Consider the following 17,448-nt stretch of genomic DNA (forward strand, 5'->3'; position numbering starts at 1 on the left):
ATGGAACGAATCTGGCAAAAGAGCTACCCCGCGGGCGTGCCCAGGGACATCGAGCTCGACAGCGCCACCACGCTGGTCTCGATCGCGCGTGACAGCTGCCGGCGGTTCGCGGACAAGCCCGCGTACCTGAGCATGGGCAAGACCATGACCTACGCCGAACTCGACCGCCTGACGCGCGACTTCGCCGCCTGGCTGCACGCCAACGGCCTGCGCAAGGGCGACCGGGTGGCGCTGATGATGCCCAACCTGCTGCAATATCCGGTCTGCCTGTTCGGCACGCTGCGCGCCGGCTGCGTCGTGGTCAACTGCAACCCGCTGTACACCGCCCACGAACTGGAGCACCAGCTGGCCGACGCCGGCGCGCGCGCCATCGTGGTGGCCGACAACTTCGCCGCCACGCTGCAGAAGGCGTTGCCCAACACCCCGGTCGAGAAAGTGCTGGTGACCTCGATCGGCGAACTGCTCAGTCCGCTCAAGGGCCGCCTGGTGGACTTCGTGGTACGGCGCGTCAAGCGCATGGTGCCGGCCTGGTCGATCCCCGGCGCCCTGCGCCTGGGCCAGGCGCTGCGGGCCGGCCGCGACGCGCCCTTCGAGGAAGTCGCGCTGACCCAGGACGACCTGGCCTGCCTGCAATACACCGGCGGCACCACCGGCGTGGCCAAGGCCGCCATGCTGACCCACCGCAACCTGGCCGCCAACGTCACCCAGGCCCACGCCTGGATCAAGCCGCTGGTCAAGGATGGCGAGGAATGCATCGTCACGGCGTTGCCGCTCTACCATATCTTCGCGCTCACGGCGAACTGCCTGGCCTTCATGAAGATCGGCGCCAGCAACCTCCTCATCATCAATCCGCGCGACATCCCCGGGCTGATCAAGGAGATGGCCAAGGTGCCCTTCAGCGCCTTCACCGGCGTCAACACACTGTTCAACGCCCTGCTCAACCATCCCGACTTCGCCAAACTGGATTTCTCGCGCCTGCGGCTGACCATGGGCGGCGGCATGGCGGTGCAGCGCGCCGTGGCCGAGCGCTGGCTGGCCGTCACCGGCCGCTCGCTGGCGCAGGCCTATGGCCTGACCGAGACCTCGCCGGCGGTGACCATCAACCCGCTCGACGTCAAGGCCTTCACCGGCTCCATCGGCCTGCCGGTGCCATCGACCGACCTGTCGATCCGCGACGATGACGGACGCGAACTGGGCGTGGGCGAACGCGGCGAGATCTGCGTGCGCGGCCCGCAGGTGACGCAGGGCTACTGGAACCGGCCCGACGAGACCGCGCTGGTGATGACGCCCGATGGCTACCTGCGCACCGGCGACATCGGCTACGTCGACGAAACCGGCTACGTTTTCCTGGTCGACCGCAAGAAGGACATGATCCTGGTGTCCGGCTTCAACGTCTATCCCAACGAGGTCGAGGATGCCGCGGCGCTGCATCCCGGCGTCCGCGAAGTGGCGGCCATCGGCGTGCCCGACGAACGCTCGGGCGAGGCGGTCAAGCTGTACGTGATCCGCAAGGATCCGAACCTGGACGCCGAAACGCTGATCGCGCATTGCCGCACCCAGCTCACCGGCTACAAGGTGCCGCGCTACATCGAGTTCCGCGACGACCTGCCGCGCACCAACGTCGGCAAGATCCTGCGGCGCGAACTCAAGCCGGCCACGGCCGACGCGCCGCACAAGGATACGGCCGGCGCCTGACGCCGGCCCGGGCGCGGCGGCGGGCGCCGCCGCCCCTGCCCGCTCACCACTGCCCGAAGAACACCCCGGCGCGCTTGTGCGCATTGGTGCCCTGCTCGACCGCCGCGTCGCTCATTGTGGTGCGGCGCTTGCCGCGCAGCATCCAGTCCAGCAGCCGCTCGCGCAGCTGCGCCCGCACCGGCGCATGCGCTGCGCTGGCGCCCAGGTCCTGGAACTCGTCGGGATCGGCCTGCAGGTCATACAACTGCTCGGGCTCGTCCAGCCAGTACACGTAGCGCCAGCGGTCGGTGCGCACCGACCAGGCGCGCGCGTTCTGTGGGGTCTTGCCGCGCAGGATGCGGGCCTGGCGGAAACTGTAGTCCAGCTCCGAGAACACGCAGTCGCGCCACGGCTCGTCCGCGCCGCGGCCATGCAGCACGGTCTGCAATTCGCGCCCTTCCAGCCGGTGCCAGGGCCGCGGCGCCTCCAGCGCGCGCAGCACCGTCGGCACCAGGTCCACGCTTTCCACCATGTCCGCCAGCGCCTGGCCGCGGGTGGCGTCGGCCGCCGCCGACGGGTCCATGACGATGAACGGCACCCGTTGCACGGTGTCGTAGAACAGTTCCTTCTCGCCCAGCCAATGGTCGCCCAGGAAATCGCCATGGTCCGCCGTGAACACGATGAGCGTATTACGCATCAGGCCCGCGCCTTCCATGTAGTCGAACAGCCGCCCCAGGTGGTCGTCGAGCTGGCGGATCAGGCCCTGGTAGGCCGGGCGCACCACGCGCACGCACTCGTCGGTCGAGAAGCTGACGCTTTCCTCGTGCTGGCGATAGGCCGCCACCACCGGATGCGCGCCGGCCAGTTCCTCGCGATTGCGCCGCACCGGCAGGCATTGGTCGGCCGTGTAGCGCTGGTGGTAGGGCGCCGGCGCCATGTAGGGCCAGTGCGGCTTGACGTAGCTCAGGTGCAGCACCCAGGGCTGGCCGCCGCGCTGCTGCATGAAGCGCAGCGCCTGGTCGGTCATGTAGGCGGTTTCGGAGTGCGGCTCGGCAACGCGCGACGGCAGGTGCGCGTTGCGCATGTTCCAGCCGCTGACCACCTGGCCGCGCGCGTCGACGCCGGCGATGACGTAGTCGGTCCAGGGATCGGCGCTGTCGTAGCCCTGGCTGCGCAGGAAGGCTGGGTAGCCGCTTTCCTTGCCCGGCTCGTGGTGGCCGTCGTAGCGGTCGACCTCGATGAAGCCGCCGCGCGACAGCAGCGCGCCCAGCTCTGAGCCGCCGTCGATCGACAGGCGCTCCATGCCGGCGCGGTCGGGAATGACGTGGGTCTTGCCCGCCAGCGCCAGGTCGCGCCCCTGCCCCGCCAGGTACTCGCCCAGCGTGATCTCGTTGACCGACAGCGGCACCCGGTTCCAGGTGGCGCCGTGGCGCGAGGGATAGCGCCCCGTGTAATAGCTCATGCGCGACGGGCCGCACACGCCGGAATTGACGAAGGCGCGGTCGAAGCGCGCGCCGCGCGCGGCCAGCGCGTCCAGGCTGGGCGTCCGCAAATAGGGATGGCCATAGCAGCTCAGGTGGTCCGCCCGCAGCTGGTCGGCCATGATGAACAGCACATTCTGCACGGTACTCATCGTCGCCCGCCCTATTGCGTCGCGGTGAAGCCGGAGGCCTTCACCACCGGTTCCCATTGGGCCCGGTAGGCATCCAGGTCGCGTCCGGTGGCCGCCGCATCGGCCGCCACCGGCTCCAGGTACGAGTCGCGCACCGCCTGCTGCATGGCGGGCTCGCGCATCACGGCGGCGATGTCCTCGCCCAGCCGGACGGCCTTGGCCGGCGCCATCGCGGACGAGGCGAAGAAGGCATTCCAGCCATCGGCCGCCAGGTCCACGCCGGCCTCGCGGAAGGTGGGCACGTCGGCCAGCTCCGGGGCGCGCGCCTCGCCCGAGGTCGCCAGGATGCGGATCTTGCCGGCGCGGTGTTGCGGCAACAGCGTGTCCAGGGTGTCGACGGCCTGCGGCAGGATGCCGCCGATGAGCTCGGAAATCAGCGGCGCCGAACCGCGATAGCCCACCACCTCGGGTTCCTGCTTGAGCTCGCGGCCCAGCATCAACGCGAAGAAATGCGGCAGGCTGCCGGTGGCGGGCACGCCCACCGTGAACTGGCGCGGGTGGTCGCGCAGCCACTGGCGCAATCCGGCCACATCGTGGATCGGCGAATTGGCCGCCACCGCCAGCGCGAACTTGTAGCGGCTGACCAGCGACACCGGCTGGAAATCGCGGCGGGCATCGTAGCCCGGCTCGGCATAGACCAGCGGCGCCACCACCATTACCGCCGGATTGGCCAGCATCAGCACGTTCTGGCGCGCGGCCAGCGCATGCAGGCCCTGGGCCGCGATGCGGCCGCCGGCGCCGGTCTTGTTCTCGACCACCACCGTCACGCCGAGCCGGTCCTTCAGGCGGTCGGCCACCAGCCGCGCGACGCGGTCGGAACTGCCGCCCGGCGGATAGCCCACCACGATGGTCAAGGCGCCGTCCAGCGGCGCCTGCTGGGCACAGGCCGGCGCGGCCGAAACCGCCGCAAGCGCCGCGAATGCGACGCGGGATATCCAATTACGCACGCTAGTCTCCCTGGTGACAACGGCCCGCTGTCGGTTATGTTTGTGCTTGCCGGGCCTGGGCCTGGATAGGCGAGACGACTGTAGCGCCGCGAAGATTGCTTGATCTAATCCAGTACTTGCCATAACGATATGACCCACCCCGTCGAACACCCCCTGGCCGGGATGCTGATGTACCAGCTGTACCAGGCCTGGGCGCAGTCCAACCCCGTTTTCGTGCGCCTGTGCGAAGGCCGTTTCGGCATCACCCGGCGCGAATGGCGCCTGCTGGCCTGTGCGATCGAGGGCGGCATCATGACCTCGGCCGAACTGGCGGCCGCCGCCAAGCTCGACCTGGCCCGCACCTCGCGCACGCTGGGTTCGCTGTGTGAAAAGGGCTGGCTGCGGCGCCTGCCCGACAGCGCCGACCGGCGCGTGGTGCGCATCGAGGCCACCGCCGAGGGCCTGGACCGCTACCGCGCCCTGCTGCCGGAGGTCCTGCGCCTGAACGACCTGCTGGTGCAGGACCTGGACGCCGCCGAGATCGCCCTGCTGCGCGACCTGCTGACCCGTATCGCCGGGCGCGGCCAGCGCATGGCGCAGGACAACCTCATCACCGACAAGGCCAGCCGGCGCGAAGGCGGAACGCGGCGCGCGCAATACGGATGACGGCACCCAGCCCCTTTATTTTTAAGGGGTTACCCTGATACGCTTGGGCGGCCTCCTTCTACGGACCTGCCATGCCCGGCGCAAAATCGAACCCCGTCTTTCGCTACTTTGAAAACCTGATCGACCCGTTCCGCGACGCCCCCGACATCACCCCGCCGGGACGCGTGCTGCGCTTCTACGCCTATTACCTGTGGCAGGTCTGGCCGATCTTCGCCATCCTGCTGCTGGTGGGCCTGGCGGGCGCGCTGGTGGAAGTGGCGCTGTTCAGCTTCCTGGCCGACCTGGTCGACATGGCGCAGCACACCGCGCCGGCCGACTTCTTCCGCGAGCACGCCTACACGCTGGTGTGGATGGCGTTCGTGGTGATGGTGCTGCGGCCGCTGTCGATCGCCGCGCACGACCTGCTGTCGCACCAGACCATCTCGCCCAGCCTGACCACGCTGGTGCGCTGGCAGAACCACCGCTACGTGCTGAACCAGGGCCTGGCGTTCTTCCACAACGACTTCGCCGGCCGCGTCGCCAACCGCGTGCTGCAGACCGGCAATTCGCTGCGCGATTCGGCCGTGCAGTCGGTGGACGCGCTGTGGCACGTCATCCTGTACGCGGCCAGCGCGCTGTACCTGTTCGCCGAGGCCGACTGGCGCCTGGTGATTCCGCTGGTGCTGTGGATCGCCATCTACTGCGGCATGCTGGCGTACTTCGTGCCGCGCATGCAGTCGCGCGCCGTCATCGCCTCGGAGGCGCGCTCCAGGCTGATGGGCCGCATCGTCGACGGCTACACCAACATCTCCACGCTCAAGTTGTTCGCCCACGCCCGCCGCGAAGAAGACTACGCGCGCCAGGCCATGACCGAGCAGACCGAAAAGCAGCGCCTGTCGACCCGCGTCATCACCGCCATGGACGTGTCCATCAACACGCTCAACGGCATCCTGATCGCCAGCACCGCCGGCCTGGCGCTGTGGCTGTGGAGCATCGGCAGCATCAGCCTGGGCGCGATCACGCTGGCGCTGGGCCTGGTGATCCGCATCAACAACATGTCCGCCTGGATCATGTGGGAAGTGAACGGTATCTCGGAAAACGTCGGCATCGTGCAGGACGGCCTGGCCACCATCTCGCAGCCACGCCAGGTGCTCGACCGGCCCGACGCCGTGCCCTTGCGCATCACGCAGGGCGAGGTGCGCTTCGAGGACATGTCGTTCCACTACGGCAGCGGCCGCCAGATCATCCCGCACCTGGACCTGACCGTGCGCGCCGGCGAGAAAATCGGCCTGATCGGCCCGTCGGGCGCCGGCAAGTCGACCCTGGTCAACGTGCTGCTGCGGCTGTACGACCTGGAAGGCGGGCGCATCCTGATCGACGGCCAGGACATCGCCGGCGTCACCCAGGAAAGCCTGCGTTCGCAGATCGGCGTGGTCACCCAGGACACCTCGCTGCTGCACCGCTCGATCCGCGACAACCTGCTGTACGGCCGGCCCGACGCCAGCGAGGCGCAGTTGCGCGACGCCATCGACCGCGCTCGCGCCGCCGAATTCATCGACGCGCTGGTCGACGGCGACGGCCGCCGCGGCCTGGACGCCCACGTCGGCGAGCGCGGCGTCAAGCTGTCGGGCGGCCAGCGCCAGCGCATCGCCATCGCCCGCGTGCTGCTCAAGGACGCGCCCATCCTGATCCTGGACGAAGCCACCTCGGCGCTCGATTCCGAGGTCGAGGCCGCGATCCAGGAAAGCCTGGAGGCGCTGATGCGGGGCAAGACCGTCATCGCCATCGCGCACCGCCTGTCCACCATCGCCCGCATGGACCGGCTGGTCGTGCTGGACGGCGGGCGCATCGTCGAATCCGGCACCCATGCCAGCCTGATCGCCCAGGGCGGGCTGTACGCGCGGCTGTGGAGCCACCAGACGGGGGGGTTCGTCGGGCTGGACTGAGCCGGCGGGCGGACGTCGCGCTGGCGCCACACGGGAAGACCCTGTACGTACATGCTGTACGTACAGGTGTACACTGGCGGCTTTCAACCCCCTGACAGACGCACGCATGAACGTCTGCGCCGCGAGAAAATCCCCCTGGAGACTCCGATTGTGACGACCGCAACCACCCGTTCGCCCTTCTTTGGCACGATGCAGAAAATCCCTGGCGGCCTGATGCTGGTACCGCTGATCCTGGGTTCGCTGCTCGGCACCTTCGCGCCCGACGCGCTGGCCATCGGCGGCTTCACCACCGCCCTGTTCAAGAACAGCGCCCTGCCGCTGATCGCGCTGCTGATCTTCGCCACCGGCACCCACGTCAATGCGCGCACCGGCGGCCCGATCCTGGCCACCGCCGGCACCATCCTGCTGATGAAGACGCTGGTTCCGGCCACCCTTATCATCATCCTGGGCAGCTACGTCGGCCTGGACGGCGTGCTGGGCGTGTCGATCCTGGCCATGCTGGCCGCCTTCGACAACAGCAACGGCGGCCTGTGGCTGGCCTACACCGGCCAGTACGGCGACGCCCGCGACCGTGGCGCCTACGTCGCCAGCGCGGTCAACGACGGCCCCTTCTTCAGCCTGCTGTTCCTGGGCGCCTCGGGCCTGGCCGACATCCCCATGATCGCCCTGGTGGCGGCGCTGGTGCCGTTCCTGCTGGGCGTGCTGGTCGGCAACCTCGATCCCAAATGGCGCGACGTGCTCAAGCCCGTGCCCAACATCGTCATCCCGTTCTTCGCCTTCGCGCTGGGCACCGGCATCAACCTGGGCGCGGTCGTCAATGGCGGCGTCACCGGCCTGATCCTCGGCCTGATCATCAGCCCGATCACCGGCGGCCTGGTCTACCTGGGCTATCGCCTGATCCTGCGCCGCGGCGGCAAGAGCGGCCTGGGCTTCGCGGCCGGCACCACCGCCGGCAACGCCATCGCCACGCCCGCCGTGGTCGCGGCCGCCGACCCCAACTTCCAGCAATACGTCTCGACCGCCACCGCGCAGGTCGCCGCCTGTGTGCTGATCAGTTCGATCCTGGCGCCGGTGCTGGCCTCGTACTTCCTCAAGCGCGCCGGTGAACTCAAGTCCGAGGACGCCGCCGACGACGCGGCGGCCGGCGGCTACCGCGAGGCGCGCGGGGAGGCCCTTTGAATCCCGCCATCGCCATCGTCGCCGACGACCTGACCGGCTCCGGCGACACCGCCGTGCAGTTCGTGCGGGCCGGCTGGACCACCCGCCTGTCGATCGACGGCGCGCACGAGGCGCTGGCCGCGCCGGCCGCCGACGACGTCGACGTGCTGGCGGTCACCACCCACAGCCGCGCCCTGCCCGCCGCGCAGGCGGGCGCGGTGATCCGGCGCAACGTCGAGCGGCTGCGCGCCGCCGGCGTCTCGCGCCTGTACAAGAAAGTGGACTCGACGCTGCGCGGCGCCTTCAAGGCCGAGATCGACGCGGCGCGCGAGGCCTGGGGCGCGGATGCCATCGCGGTGGTGTGCCCGGCGTTCCCCGCCACCGGCCGCACCGTGGAAGACGGCGTGCTGATGGTCGGCGGCCAACCCGTCACCGCCACGTCGGCCGCCACCGACCCGGTCACGCCCGTGACCGAAAGCCATATCCCGACCCTGCTGGGCTGCGCCCACGTCGCGGCCAAGGCGGGTGAATCGCCCGAATCGCTGGCCGCGCGCATCGCGCAGGCCGGCGCCACGGTGGTGGTCGACGCCCGCGACGACGCCGACCTGGAACGCCTGGCCCGCGCCATCGGCATCCTGGGGCCGCGCGCCCTGCCGGTGGGCGCCGGCGGCCTGGCGGTGCCGCTGGCCCGTGTCTGGGCCGGCGCCGACCAGACCGCCCCTGTGGTCGTGGTGGTGACCTCGCAGCACAGCGCCGCGCGCGCGCAGGCCGCCGCGCTGCAAGCCGCCGGCGCGCGCACCTGGGCGCCGCAACTGGCGGACCTGGCCGATGACGCCGCCTGGCGCGCCTGGTGCGAACCGCTGCTGCGCGCCCACGCGCAGGACGGCGCCGACGCCGCCGGCACCCTGCTGTTGCTGGCCCCCGCCGGCCAGCGCGAAGGACTCGATTCCGACACCGTGGCGCAGCGCCTGGGCACGCTGGCCGCGCAGGCCATCGGCGCCTCGCGCGCCGCCGGCGTGGTCGCCACCGGCGGCGACGGCGCGCGCCAGGTGCTGCTGGCGCTGGGCGCCAGCAGCATCGCCCTGGTGGATGAAGTGATGGGCGGCGTACCCCTGGGCACGCTGACCGGAGGCACGGCCGACGGCCTGCCCGTGGTGACCAAGGCCGGCGGCTTTGGCGCCGAAGACGTACTGGTTCGCGCCGTGCGCGCGATCCGCGACAGGAGATTCAAGCGATGACACAAACCCCCGCCCCCAAGCTGCCGCTCTTGGCCGTCACCCTCGGCGACGTGGCCGGCATCGGGCCGGAGATCACGGCCAAGATGCTGATGGGCCATGACGAACTGCGCCAGAAGGCGCGCCTGGTCGTGATCGGCGATGTCGACGTGATGGCCAACGCGGTACGCAGCCTCGGCGGCGATCCCGCCATCGTGCGCCGCGTCGAACGCCCCGCCGACGCCACCAACACGCCCGGCACCATCGACGTGCTGCAGGCCGGCCCGTCGCTGGGCCACGTCAAGCTGGGCGAGATCAGCGCCGACGCTGGCGACGGCTCGGTGCGATTCGTCACCACCGCCTGCGCCCTGGCGCGCGCCGGCGAGGTCGACGGTATCGTCACCGCCCCGCTCAACAAGGCCGCCATGCACGCCGCCGGCCACAAATGGCCTGGCCACACCGAATTGCTGGCGCACGAATTCGGCGTCAAGACCTTCTCGCTGGTGCTGTCCGCCGGCGACCTCTACATCTTCCACGCCACCACCCACGTGTCGCTGCGCCAGGCCATCGCGGACCTGACCCCGGCGCGCATGCGCGCGGTGCTGCGTCTGGCCGGCTCGTTCGCCAAGGCCCTGGGCCGCGGCGACCGCCCGGTGGCGGTGTCGGGCCTGAACCCGCACGCCGGCGAAAACGGCATCTTCGGCACCGAGGATGCCGACATCCTGGCGCCCGCCGTGGCCGAGGCCAACGCCGCCGGCATCCTGGCCGCCGGCCCGATCCCGGCCGACGCGCTGTTCCCGCAGGCGGTGCGCGGCAAGTGGCAGTTCGTGATCGCCTGTTACCACGACCAGGGCCACGCCCCCTTCAAGGCCGTCTATGGCGACGACGGCGTTAACATCACCGTCGGCCTGCCGGTGGTGCGCGTGTCGGTCGATCACGGCACCGCGTTCGACATCGCGGGCCAGGGCATCGCCCGCGAAGACAGTCTGATCCTGGCCGCCGAGCGCGCCGCGCATCTGGCCCCCGGCTGGACGCATGTATGGGAAACTGCGCGGGCTCAAACAGGAGGTTGATTGCATGGCGCCCGCCAACGCTGAAGATTTGCCCGCGCTGGACCGTTCCGGCGACGTGCCGCTGCACGCCCAGGTGGCGGCGCTGCTGCGCGGCTACATCCGCACCCGCAAGCTCGGCGCCGGCGCGCTGCTGCCCAGCGAAGCCGCCTTGTGCGAACGCTTCGGCGTGGCCCGCAGCGTGGTGCGCCAGGCCTTGTCGGCGCTGGCGGCGGAAGGGCTGATCCAGCGCGAGGCGGGACGGCCCGCGGTCGTCGCCACGCCGCGCGAGCATCGCCGCCTGGTGCAGCGTTCCACCGGCCTTTACGAACAGTTCGCGCAGTCCGGCGTGGCGCTCAAGACACGCGTGCTGGGCCTGGCGCCGGGCGAAGCGCCCAAGGCCGTGATCGAGTTCTTCGGCACCGCCGACCTGCTGCTGCTGGAACGGCTGCGACACGTGGCCGATGCGCCGTTGGCCTATGTGCGCACGTGGCTGCCCGCCGCCGCCGTCCCCGGCCTGCGCGCCGACGACCTGGCCGATGCCTCGCTGCACGGCGTGCTGACGCGGCGTTTCGGCCTGCATCCCGGCGCCGGCCGCAACCAGATCCGCGCGGTGGCCGCCGATGCCGCCTTGGCCGCGCTGCTGCAGACCGACACCGGCACGCCGCTGCTGATGCTGGAAGGCCAGGGCATGGACCAGCATGGCAAGCCGCTGGAATGGTTCAGCACCTGGCATCGCGCCGAACAGCTGGTGTTCGACGTCGACGTCAGCGTCGGCCACGAAAGCGTGCAGCCGCGCCTGCGCGACGCGGCCGTGGCCGGCGTCGAGGCGGCGGCCGACAGCCACGATCCGCTGGCGCGCGCCCAGGCGCTGGTGGCCGAACTCTCGGCGGAACTGGCGCGCCTGCGCGCCGGCTCCTAGCTCCTGGCGGCTAGCGGGCGCCAACGCCCTTGTCGGCGGGCGCGTCGGGACGCAACGTCACCGCCGCGTCGCGCTCGAAGCGTCCATCCGCATCCAGTTCGCGCAAGGCGCGCCGCTCCGCCTGCGTCGGCGGCGGCGTCGGGCCGGCGCCCTGCGCGTCGAAGTCGAACGCCGTGCGCTCGCGCACTTCCTCCAGGCTGGATTCGGGGTGCCAGGACTGCAGCGCCAGCCGGCCATTGCGCCTGACGAACACCGCGATCGGCGTCGCCACGCCGGCGAATCCGCCGCCCGAGGTCACGAAGTCCAGCCTGTCGACGAACACCCGGCGCGAATGCTCGGTACGCCAGGTGCAGCAACGCCGCGCCGTCGGCGTCATCACCGCGCCGCCGCCCCCTCCGGGCAGGCGCACCTTGGGCGCGTGCCAGTCGCCGATGCAGGAATTGTTGGCGCGGCCCGCGCCATCGATCTGGGCCGCGCCCAGGAACGCCAGGTCCATGCGGCCGCGCGTGCACAGGTCGTAGAAATCCTCGTTGGCGAAGATCGACGCGCTGTGCTCGGCCAGCACGGGATCGGAGCTGGACAAGGGGATATGCGAGGGCCGCGGATCGACCCCGCCGGCCACGTTGATGTAGACGTAGTCCCAGTCGTAGGCGCGCTTGGCCAGCAGGCAGGCCAGCATCGGCAAGGTCGAATTCACGCCGCTGAAGGTGATCTCGTCGGGCCGGATGAAGCGCGCCAGATTGGTGACGATGTACGAAAACCCCGACCATTGCTCAGCCATTCGCCTCTCCCGCGTGCGTCCGCGCCTGGGCCCGCATTTCCGGCGCCGAGGCCAGGTGCGCCGCCAGGTCGCCGTCCTTGTCCATGTAGGCCTGCACCGCCGGATAGTCGATGGCATAGTCCGGCCAGCATGAGCCGGGCCAGGCCGAGCGCGGCAGCACCGTGTACGCCTGCACCATGAAATACGGCACCAGCGTGGCTTCGGGCTGCGCCTCGAACACGGCGCTGTCCACCCGCTTCTCGGCCACCACCAGCACGCTGCCGGCGGCGCGCGACATGATGCGGTCCCAGTGCGCCGTGCCGTGCACCCGCACATTGCCCCGCGCATCCACTTCCGAGGCCTGGATCACGGCAAAGTCCGGCCGCACCGCCGGGATCACCCAGGTGCGCTCGCCGCTGCCATAGGGATCGTCCAGGCAGTGCCAGCCGTTCAGCGCCGGCAGGTCGCTGCCGTGCAGGCCGCCGCAGGGCTGGAACGGCACGCCATAGGCGGCGGCCCGCAGGCCCGCCGTCAGGCTGGCGCAGGCGTGCTCCTCCAGCTCGACCTCGCCGCGCTCGATGGCCTTGCGGTACCACGGCGCCAGGCCGAAGTTGCCTTCCATCGCCACGATGCCCGCGCGCACGCGCCGCAGCGCGCCGGCGCGGCAAAGGATGTCGACGTCATAGCCCGGCGACTGTTTGACAAGTTCCAGGTTGCGCCGCCCTTGGCGGACCAGTTCGCGCACGAAGGCGAACGGCCCCCGGTGCAGGAAGCTGCCGCCCAGGGCGATCGACGCGCCGTCCGGCACCAGCGCGGCCAGTTCGGCCAGCGAGCGCTGCTTGTGTGCCTGATTGAATCCCGAACCCATGCCGTCTCCTCGCCAGGGCCTGTTCACACTAAAAGGAGCCGGGCCGGCGTGCTCAGCGCGCCTGCAGGTAGGCCGCCACCCGCGCCTTCAATCCCGGTTCGGCGGCAGACCGCACCAGCCGCGCCAGGTCCGTATCGGGCTGCTCGGCCGACAGCGCCCCGTACAGCTGCGCGCGGCTGGCGCCGGCGAGGGCGCCCGCGGCTTCACCCGCCTGGCGCTCGATCCCGGGCCACGAGTCGGGCGCCGCCAGGTGGCTGACGAAGCCGTCGCGGTGGGCCTGGGCCGCGTCGAACACGCTGGCCTGCTCCAGGATGGCGCGGGCCCGCTCGGCGCCCACCAGGGCGGCAAAGCGGCGCGTGCCCAACACCAGCCCGAACTTCAGGCCCGGCATGCGAAAGCTCGCGTCCGGCGCGGCGACGCGCCACTTGCAGGCGCCGAACAGGTCGACGCCGGCGCCGAAGTTGCGGCCGTGCGCCAGCCCCACCGTCAGGCAGGGCGAGGCCGCCACGCGCTGTAACAGCGTCTCGATGCGCACGAAGCGCAGCAGCAGGTCGCCCTCGCTCTGCGCTTCCCAATCGCCGAAATCGAAACCCGCGCTGAAATTGCGGCCCTCGCCTCGCAGCACGATGACGTCCGCGCCCTGCGCCGGCGCGGCGTCCACCGCCGCGATCAGGGCCTCGACCAGCTCGGCAGACAATGCGTTCATCTTCTCGGGCCGCGCCAGCATCAATACCTGCGCCGAGCCATGCCGCTCGACCCGTAGCGCCGCGCTCATGCGCCCTTCCCCTTGTTGCGCAACGGCCCCAGCACCGCGTCGTTGTGCTCGCCCAGCGCGGGCGGCGGGCGGCGCAGCGCGGTGGTCTGGCCATCGAAGCGCACCGGCAGGCCGAAGGTGCGCGTGCGCACGCCGTTCGGCAGTTCCAGCGGTTGCACCCAGCCCATATGCTCGACCTGCGGGTCCGCCAGCACTTCGGAATAGGTGTTGATGGGCGCGCACGGCACCCCGGCAGCGCGAAAGCGCGCCAGCCACGTCGGCGCGTCAGCGTCCGCGAAGATCGCTTCCAGGATCTCGCGCAGCGCGTCCTGGTTGCGGGCGCGCGCGCTGGTGTCGGTAAAGCGCGGGTCGGCCAGCAGGTCCTCGCGGCCCACCGTCGCGCACACGCCCTTCCACAAGGCGTTGTTGCCCGCCGCCATGCCGAAATAGCCGTCCTTGCAACGGAACGCCTGGTAGGGCGCGTTGCGCGGGTGGGCCGAACCGAGCTTGACCGGGTCGCGCCCGCTGCCGAAGAACTCCGAGGTCTGCAGCGCCGCGATGCCCAGCGTGGCGCCCAGCATCGGCACGTCGATGTGCGTGCCCTGGCCGCAGGCCTGCGCGGCGCGCAGCGCCGACACGATGGCGAAGGCGCCATACAGGCCGGCCGAGAAGTCGGCCACCGGCACGCCGCACTTGACCGGTTCGCCACCGGCCTCGCCGGTAACGCTCATCAGGCCGCTCATAGCCTGGATGGTGAGGTCGAAGCCGCCTTCCTGCGCGCGCGGACCGGACTGGCCATAGGCCGAGATCGAGCAGTACACCAGGCGCGGATTGGCTTCGCGCAGCGCCGCGTAGCCCAATCCCAGGCGATCCATCACGCCGGGCCGGTTGTTCTCGATCAGCACGTCCACGCCGGCGGCCAGCTCGCGCGCCAGCGCCAGGTCGGCCGGATCCTTCAGGTTCAGCGTGACCGAGCGCTTGTTGCGGTTGAGCGAGGCGAAGTTCTCGCTGTAGCCCTGGCTCAAGGGCGGCCAGCTGCGCAGCGTGTCGCCCCCTTCCGGGTTTTCCAGCTTGATCACATCGGCGCCCATGTCCGCCAGCAACATGCCGCAGAACGGCCCCGCCGCCACGTTGCAGATCTCGAGCACGGTAATGCCGGCCAACGCCGAGCCAGGAGTCATGGACGACCTCTCGTTATACGAATCCGGCGCCCAGCATAGCACCGGGCAGAATGCCCGGTAAACCATTAATTGAAATTCAAATCCTATTAAATAGGATTTTCTTGATCTCCCTGACGGTCCGGCCCCGAGGCGTCATTCCCCCAGGAAGCCGCGCCGGTAACCCATGCCCCGCGAGATTGCCTGCGCGCACGCGGCGACGTCCGGCGCCAGCTGCTTCATGCGGGCCGCGCTCAGGCGATCCAGCGGTCCGGAAATGCCCACCGCCGCCACCGGCTGGTCCAGGCTGTTGAACAGGGCCACGGCCAGCCCGCCCACGCCTTCCCGCCATTCGCCGCGATTGACCGCATAACCCGCGCGCGCCACCTTGCGCAGTTCGTCCTTCAACAACGGCATCGACACGATGGTGGCGGGCGTATGCCGCAGCAGCTTGTCGGCGTAGCGTTCCACATATCCGTCCGCCTGGTAGGCCAGCAGCGCCTTGCCGGTGGCCACCGCGTAGGCCGGCGCGCGTCCGCCCACCATCGAATAGGCGCGGATCGGCTGCGGACTGTCGATCTTGTCGACGTAGACCACATCCAGGCCATCCAGCACGGACAGGTGCACGGTCTCGCCGGTCTGGTCGGCCAGCGTGCGCATGAATGGCGCCGCCAGCTTGCGCAGGTCCAGCTGGCCGAGCTGCCGCGCGGCGAGCTCGAACAAGCGCACCGCGCCGCGATAACCGCCGCCATCCTCGTCCTTGATGACGTAGCCGGCATGGATCAGCGTCTGCAGCGTGCGATGGGTGTTGCTGCGCGTCAGCCCCACGCGCGCGGCCAGCGCATCGATGGTGCGCGGCGGATCGTCCACGTCGGTGACCGCCTCCAGCACCATCAGCCCCTTGAGCAATGTCTTGTCCATTTCCTGGGTTTCCCATTATTTAGGACGCGAACATAGCACGGGCCGCGCGCCGCGAACAGGTCTCAGGCGGGCCCCGCCGGCAGGGCCGCCCGCACTGCCGCGGAGCGGTCCCACAGGTTCGGCACGCTGGCCGCCGAATAGCCCGAGACGAACGGCTTGGCCTGGCCCGTGGCCGGGTCATAGACGTGGCGCGACACGGCGCCGATATTGCCGCCATACATGTGCACGCTGATGGACACCTTGTCGTCGAAGGCGTTGGACACCCGGTGGATATCGCCCGCCTGCGGCGACAGGCATTCGACGTCGCCGGGACGCAGCGTTTGCGGCGCTCCCTGCGGCGCCATCCGGCCATCGGCATCGCGCGCGTAGCGCTGGTTCACCTCGGCGCCACGCAGCATGCCGACATAGCCCCAGACCTCGTGATCATGCACCGGCGTCTGCTGGCCCGGCCCCCAGACGAAGCTGACCAGGGAGAAACGCTCCAGCGGATCGCAATGCAGCAGGTATTGCTGGTAGTACTGGGGATGCGGCGCCGTACAGGCTTCAGGCAGCCAGTCGTCGTGCGCGATCAGCGCCGCGAACGCGGCCTGCAGTTCGGGCGACTGCGCCAGGCCGGCGGGCGTGGCCAGGCGGGTGGCGGTGGCGATGAAATGGCGCAGCCGGTCCAGGCCGGCAAGGGCGTCGGGCATTGCGTATCTCCGGGTCGGACACGCCCCCGTGGGGGCAGGTCGGTTTGGCATCCCAATTGGGGTTTCCAGTATCCATGATTTGGGATGATCGCCGCAATGGCCGCCGCCCCGCCTCCAGGCGGCCTCCCACGCCGCGCTTGACAGACGCGGGCCCGCGCGTGCAGCGTAGCGGACTCTCTCATTACCGGCCGCACGGCATGGCAATCGTCAATCCTCCCATTCCGCCCGCGCTGGCCGACACCTTGGCGCGCGCCTCGCGCGTGACCGTCTTCACCGGCGCCGGCGTGTCGGCCGAAAGCGGCATCGCCACATTCCGCGATCCCCTGACCGGCCTCTGGTCGCGCTTTGACGCGCAGGCCCTGGCCACGCCCGAGGCGTTCGCGGCGCAGCCGGACCTGGTCTGGGGCTGGTACGAGTGGCGCCGGGCGCAGGTGGCGCGCGCCGAACCGAACGCGGCCCATCACGCCATCGCGGCGCTCGCGCGGCGCATGCCCGCGCTGACGCTGATCACCCAGAACGTCGACAACCTGCATGAACGCGCCGGCAGCCAGGGCGTGGTCCATCTGCATGGCAGCCTGCACGCGCCGCGCTGCGCCGCCTGCGGCGAACCCGCCGAATTCGCGGCCGCGGCCACGGGCCGCGGCGACGAACCGGAAACCGGCCGCGCCATCGTCCCGCCAGCCTGCGCGCGGTGCGGGGCGGCGGTACGTCCCGGGGTGGTCTGGTTCGGCGAAAGCCTGCCCGCCGACGCCTGGCTCGCGGCGCGCGAGGCCGCCAGCCAATGCGACCTGTTCCTGAGCATCGGCACATCGGCCATGGTCTACCCCGCCGCCGAACTGCCGCTGCGCGCGTCGCGCGCCGGCGCGACCGTGGTGCAGGTCAATCCGCAGGCCACGCCGCTGGACGCGCATGCCGATTTCAACCTGCGCGGCGCGGCCGCCCAGGTCCTGCCACGGCTGCTGGCCGCCGCCGGCTTCTGAAGGCCTCAAGGCGCTCCCACGCGCGCCGTCTTCTTCTCGCGTATCGCAAGGCGTCGCCCACGGCGTTGCCTGCCCCGCCTTCGCCCTGTCTTGACCCTCACCCGGTCTTGACC

General features: G+C 70.5%; 16 protein-coding genes. 8 read left to right on the forward strand and 8 right to left on the reverse strand.

What is annotated here, in order from left to right:
* The gene (locus tag AT699_RS21630; protein ID WP_024069828.1) at positions 1–1,695 is read left to right on the forward strand and encodes a long-chain-fatty-acid--CoA ligase; all 1,695 of its coding nucleotides are present in this window, start codon (positions 1–3) and stop codon (positions 1,693–1,695) included.
* 43 nt (positions 1,696–1,738) lie between these two features.
* On the opposite strand, the gene AT699_RS21635 is transcribed toward AT699_RS21630, so the two are convergent.
* Complete coding sequence (locus tag AT699_RS21635; protein WP_006387717.1) at positions 1,739–3,307, reverse strand: sulfatase-like hydrolase/transferase; 1,569 nt, start codon at positions 3,305–3,307, stop codon at positions 1,739–1,741.
* Between the two features lie 11 nt (positions 3,308–3,318).
* Positions 3,319–4,281 carry a tripartite tricarboxylate transporter substrate-binding protein gene (locus AT699_RS21640; RefSeq protein WP_370445622.1) on the reverse strand — a complete coding sequence of 321 codons (963 nt, stop codon included), beginning with the start codon at positions 4,279–4,281 and terminating at the stop codon, positions 3,319–3,321.
* A gap of 141 nt (positions 4,282–4,422) precedes the next feature.
* Here AT699_RS21640 and AT699_RS21645 point away from each other — a divergent pair, with 141 nt between their 5' ends.
* The 6 genes from AT699_RS21645 to AT699_RS21670 all read left to right on the forward strand — a co-directional run bounded on the left by AT699_RS21645 (position 4,423) and on the right by AT699_RS21670 (position 11,206).
* The gene (locus AT699_RS21645) at positions 4,423–4,938 is read left to right on the forward strand and encodes a MarR family winged helix-turn-helix transcriptional regulator (protein ID WP_006387715.1); all 516 of its coding nucleotides are present in this window, start codon (positions 4,423–4,425) and stop codon (positions 4,936–4,938) included.
* A 71-nt stretch (positions 4,939–5,009) separates the two neighbouring features.
* Positions 5,010–6,863, forward strand: a complete 1,854-nt coding sequence (locus tag AT699_RS21650; protein WP_020928846.1) for an ABC transporter ATP-binding protein — start codon at positions 5,010–5,012, stop codon at positions 6,861–6,863.
* 150 nt (positions 6,864–7,013) lie between these two features.
* A complete protein-coding gene (locus AT699_RS21655) occupies positions 7,014–8,042 on the forward strand; it encodes a 2-keto-3-deoxygluconate permease (RefSeq protein WP_020928848.1) in 1,029 nt (342 codons plus the stop codon).
* Positions 8,039–9,259, forward strand: a complete 1,221-nt coding sequence (gene dtnK / locus AT699_RS21660) for a D-threonate kinase (RefSeq protein ID WP_024069832.1) — start codon at positions 8,039–8,041, stop codon at positions 9,257–9,259. Before AT699_RS21655 ends, dtnK begins: the two co-directional genes overlap by 4 nt.
* Entirely contained in the window at positions 9,256–10,308 is a 1,053-nt protein-coding gene (pdxA, locus tag AT699_RS21665) for a 4-hydroxythreonine-4-phosphate dehydrogenase PdxA (protein ID WP_024069833.1), read from the forward strand. The genes dtnK and pdxA overlap by 4 nt, the downstream gene beginning before the upstream one ends.
* A 4-nt stretch (positions 10,309–10,312) precedes the next feature.
* Complete coding sequence (locus AT699_RS21670) at positions 10,313–11,206, forward strand: GntR family transcriptional regulator (protein ID WP_024069834.1); 894 nt, start codon at positions 10,313–10,315, stop codon at positions 11,204–11,206.
* 10 nt (positions 11,207–11,216) lie between these two features.
* On the opposite strand, the gene AT699_RS21675 is transcribed toward AT699_RS21670, so the two are convergent.
* The 6 genes from AT699_RS21675 to AT699_RS21700 form a co-directional block, all read right to left on the reverse strand.
* A complete protein-coding gene (locus tag AT699_RS21675; protein ID WP_024069835.1) occupies positions 11,217–11,987 on the reverse strand; it encodes a CoA-transferase subunit beta in 771 nt (256 codons plus the stop codon).
* Positions 11,980–12,834, reverse strand: coding sequence for a CoA transferase subunit A (locus tag AT699_RS21680; protein WP_006387711.1), 855 nt, complete (start codon positions 12,832–12,834; stop codon positions 11,980–11,982). Before AT699_RS21680 ends, AT699_RS21675 begins: the two co-directional genes overlap by 8 nt.
* A 52-nt stretch (positions 12,835–12,886) precedes the next feature.
* A complete protein-coding gene (locus AT699_RS21685; RefSeq protein ID WP_024069836.1) occupies positions 12,887–13,609 on the reverse strand; it encodes an enoyl-CoA hydratase/isomerase family protein in 723 nt (240 codons plus the stop codon).
* Positions 13,606–14,769 carry a CaiB/BaiF CoA transferase family protein gene (locus tag AT699_RS21690; protein ID WP_024069837.1) on the reverse strand — a complete coding sequence of 388 codons (1,164 nt, stop codon included), beginning with the start codon at positions 14,767–14,769 and terminating at the stop codon, positions 13,606–13,608. The genes AT699_RS21685 and AT699_RS21690 overlap by 4 nt, the downstream gene beginning before the upstream one ends.
* Positions 14,770–14,901: 132 nt before the next feature.
* Positions 14,902–15,666, reverse strand: a complete 765-nt coding sequence (locus tag AT699_RS21695; protein WP_006387706.1) for an IclR family transcriptional regulator — start codon at positions 15,664–15,666, stop codon at positions 14,902–14,904.
* A gap of 62 nt (positions 15,667–15,728) precedes the next feature.
* A complete protein-coding gene (locus AT699_RS21700; RefSeq protein ID WP_006387704.1) occupies positions 15,729–16,355 on the reverse strand; it encodes a cysteine dioxygenase family protein in 627 nt (208 codons plus the stop codon).
* A gap of 197 nt (positions 16,356–16,552) precedes the next feature.
* On the opposite strand from AT699_RS21700, the gene AT699_RS21705 reads away from it, so the two are divergent.
* Positions 16,553–17,335 (forward strand): SIR2 family NAD-dependent protein deacylase, encoded by a 783-nt coding sequence (locus AT699_RS21705; protein ID WP_024069838.1) that lies wholly within the window; start codon positions 16,553–16,555, stop codon positions 17,333–17,335.
* Positions 17,336–17,448: the final 113 nt, after the last annotated feature.

Origin of the sequence: Achromobacter xylosoxidans (genome assembly GCF_001457475.1) — a bacterium.
GTDB classification, from domain to species: Bacteria; Pseudomonadota; Gammaproteobacteria; order Burkholderiales; family Burkholderiaceae_B; genus Achromobacter; species Achromobacter xylosoxidans.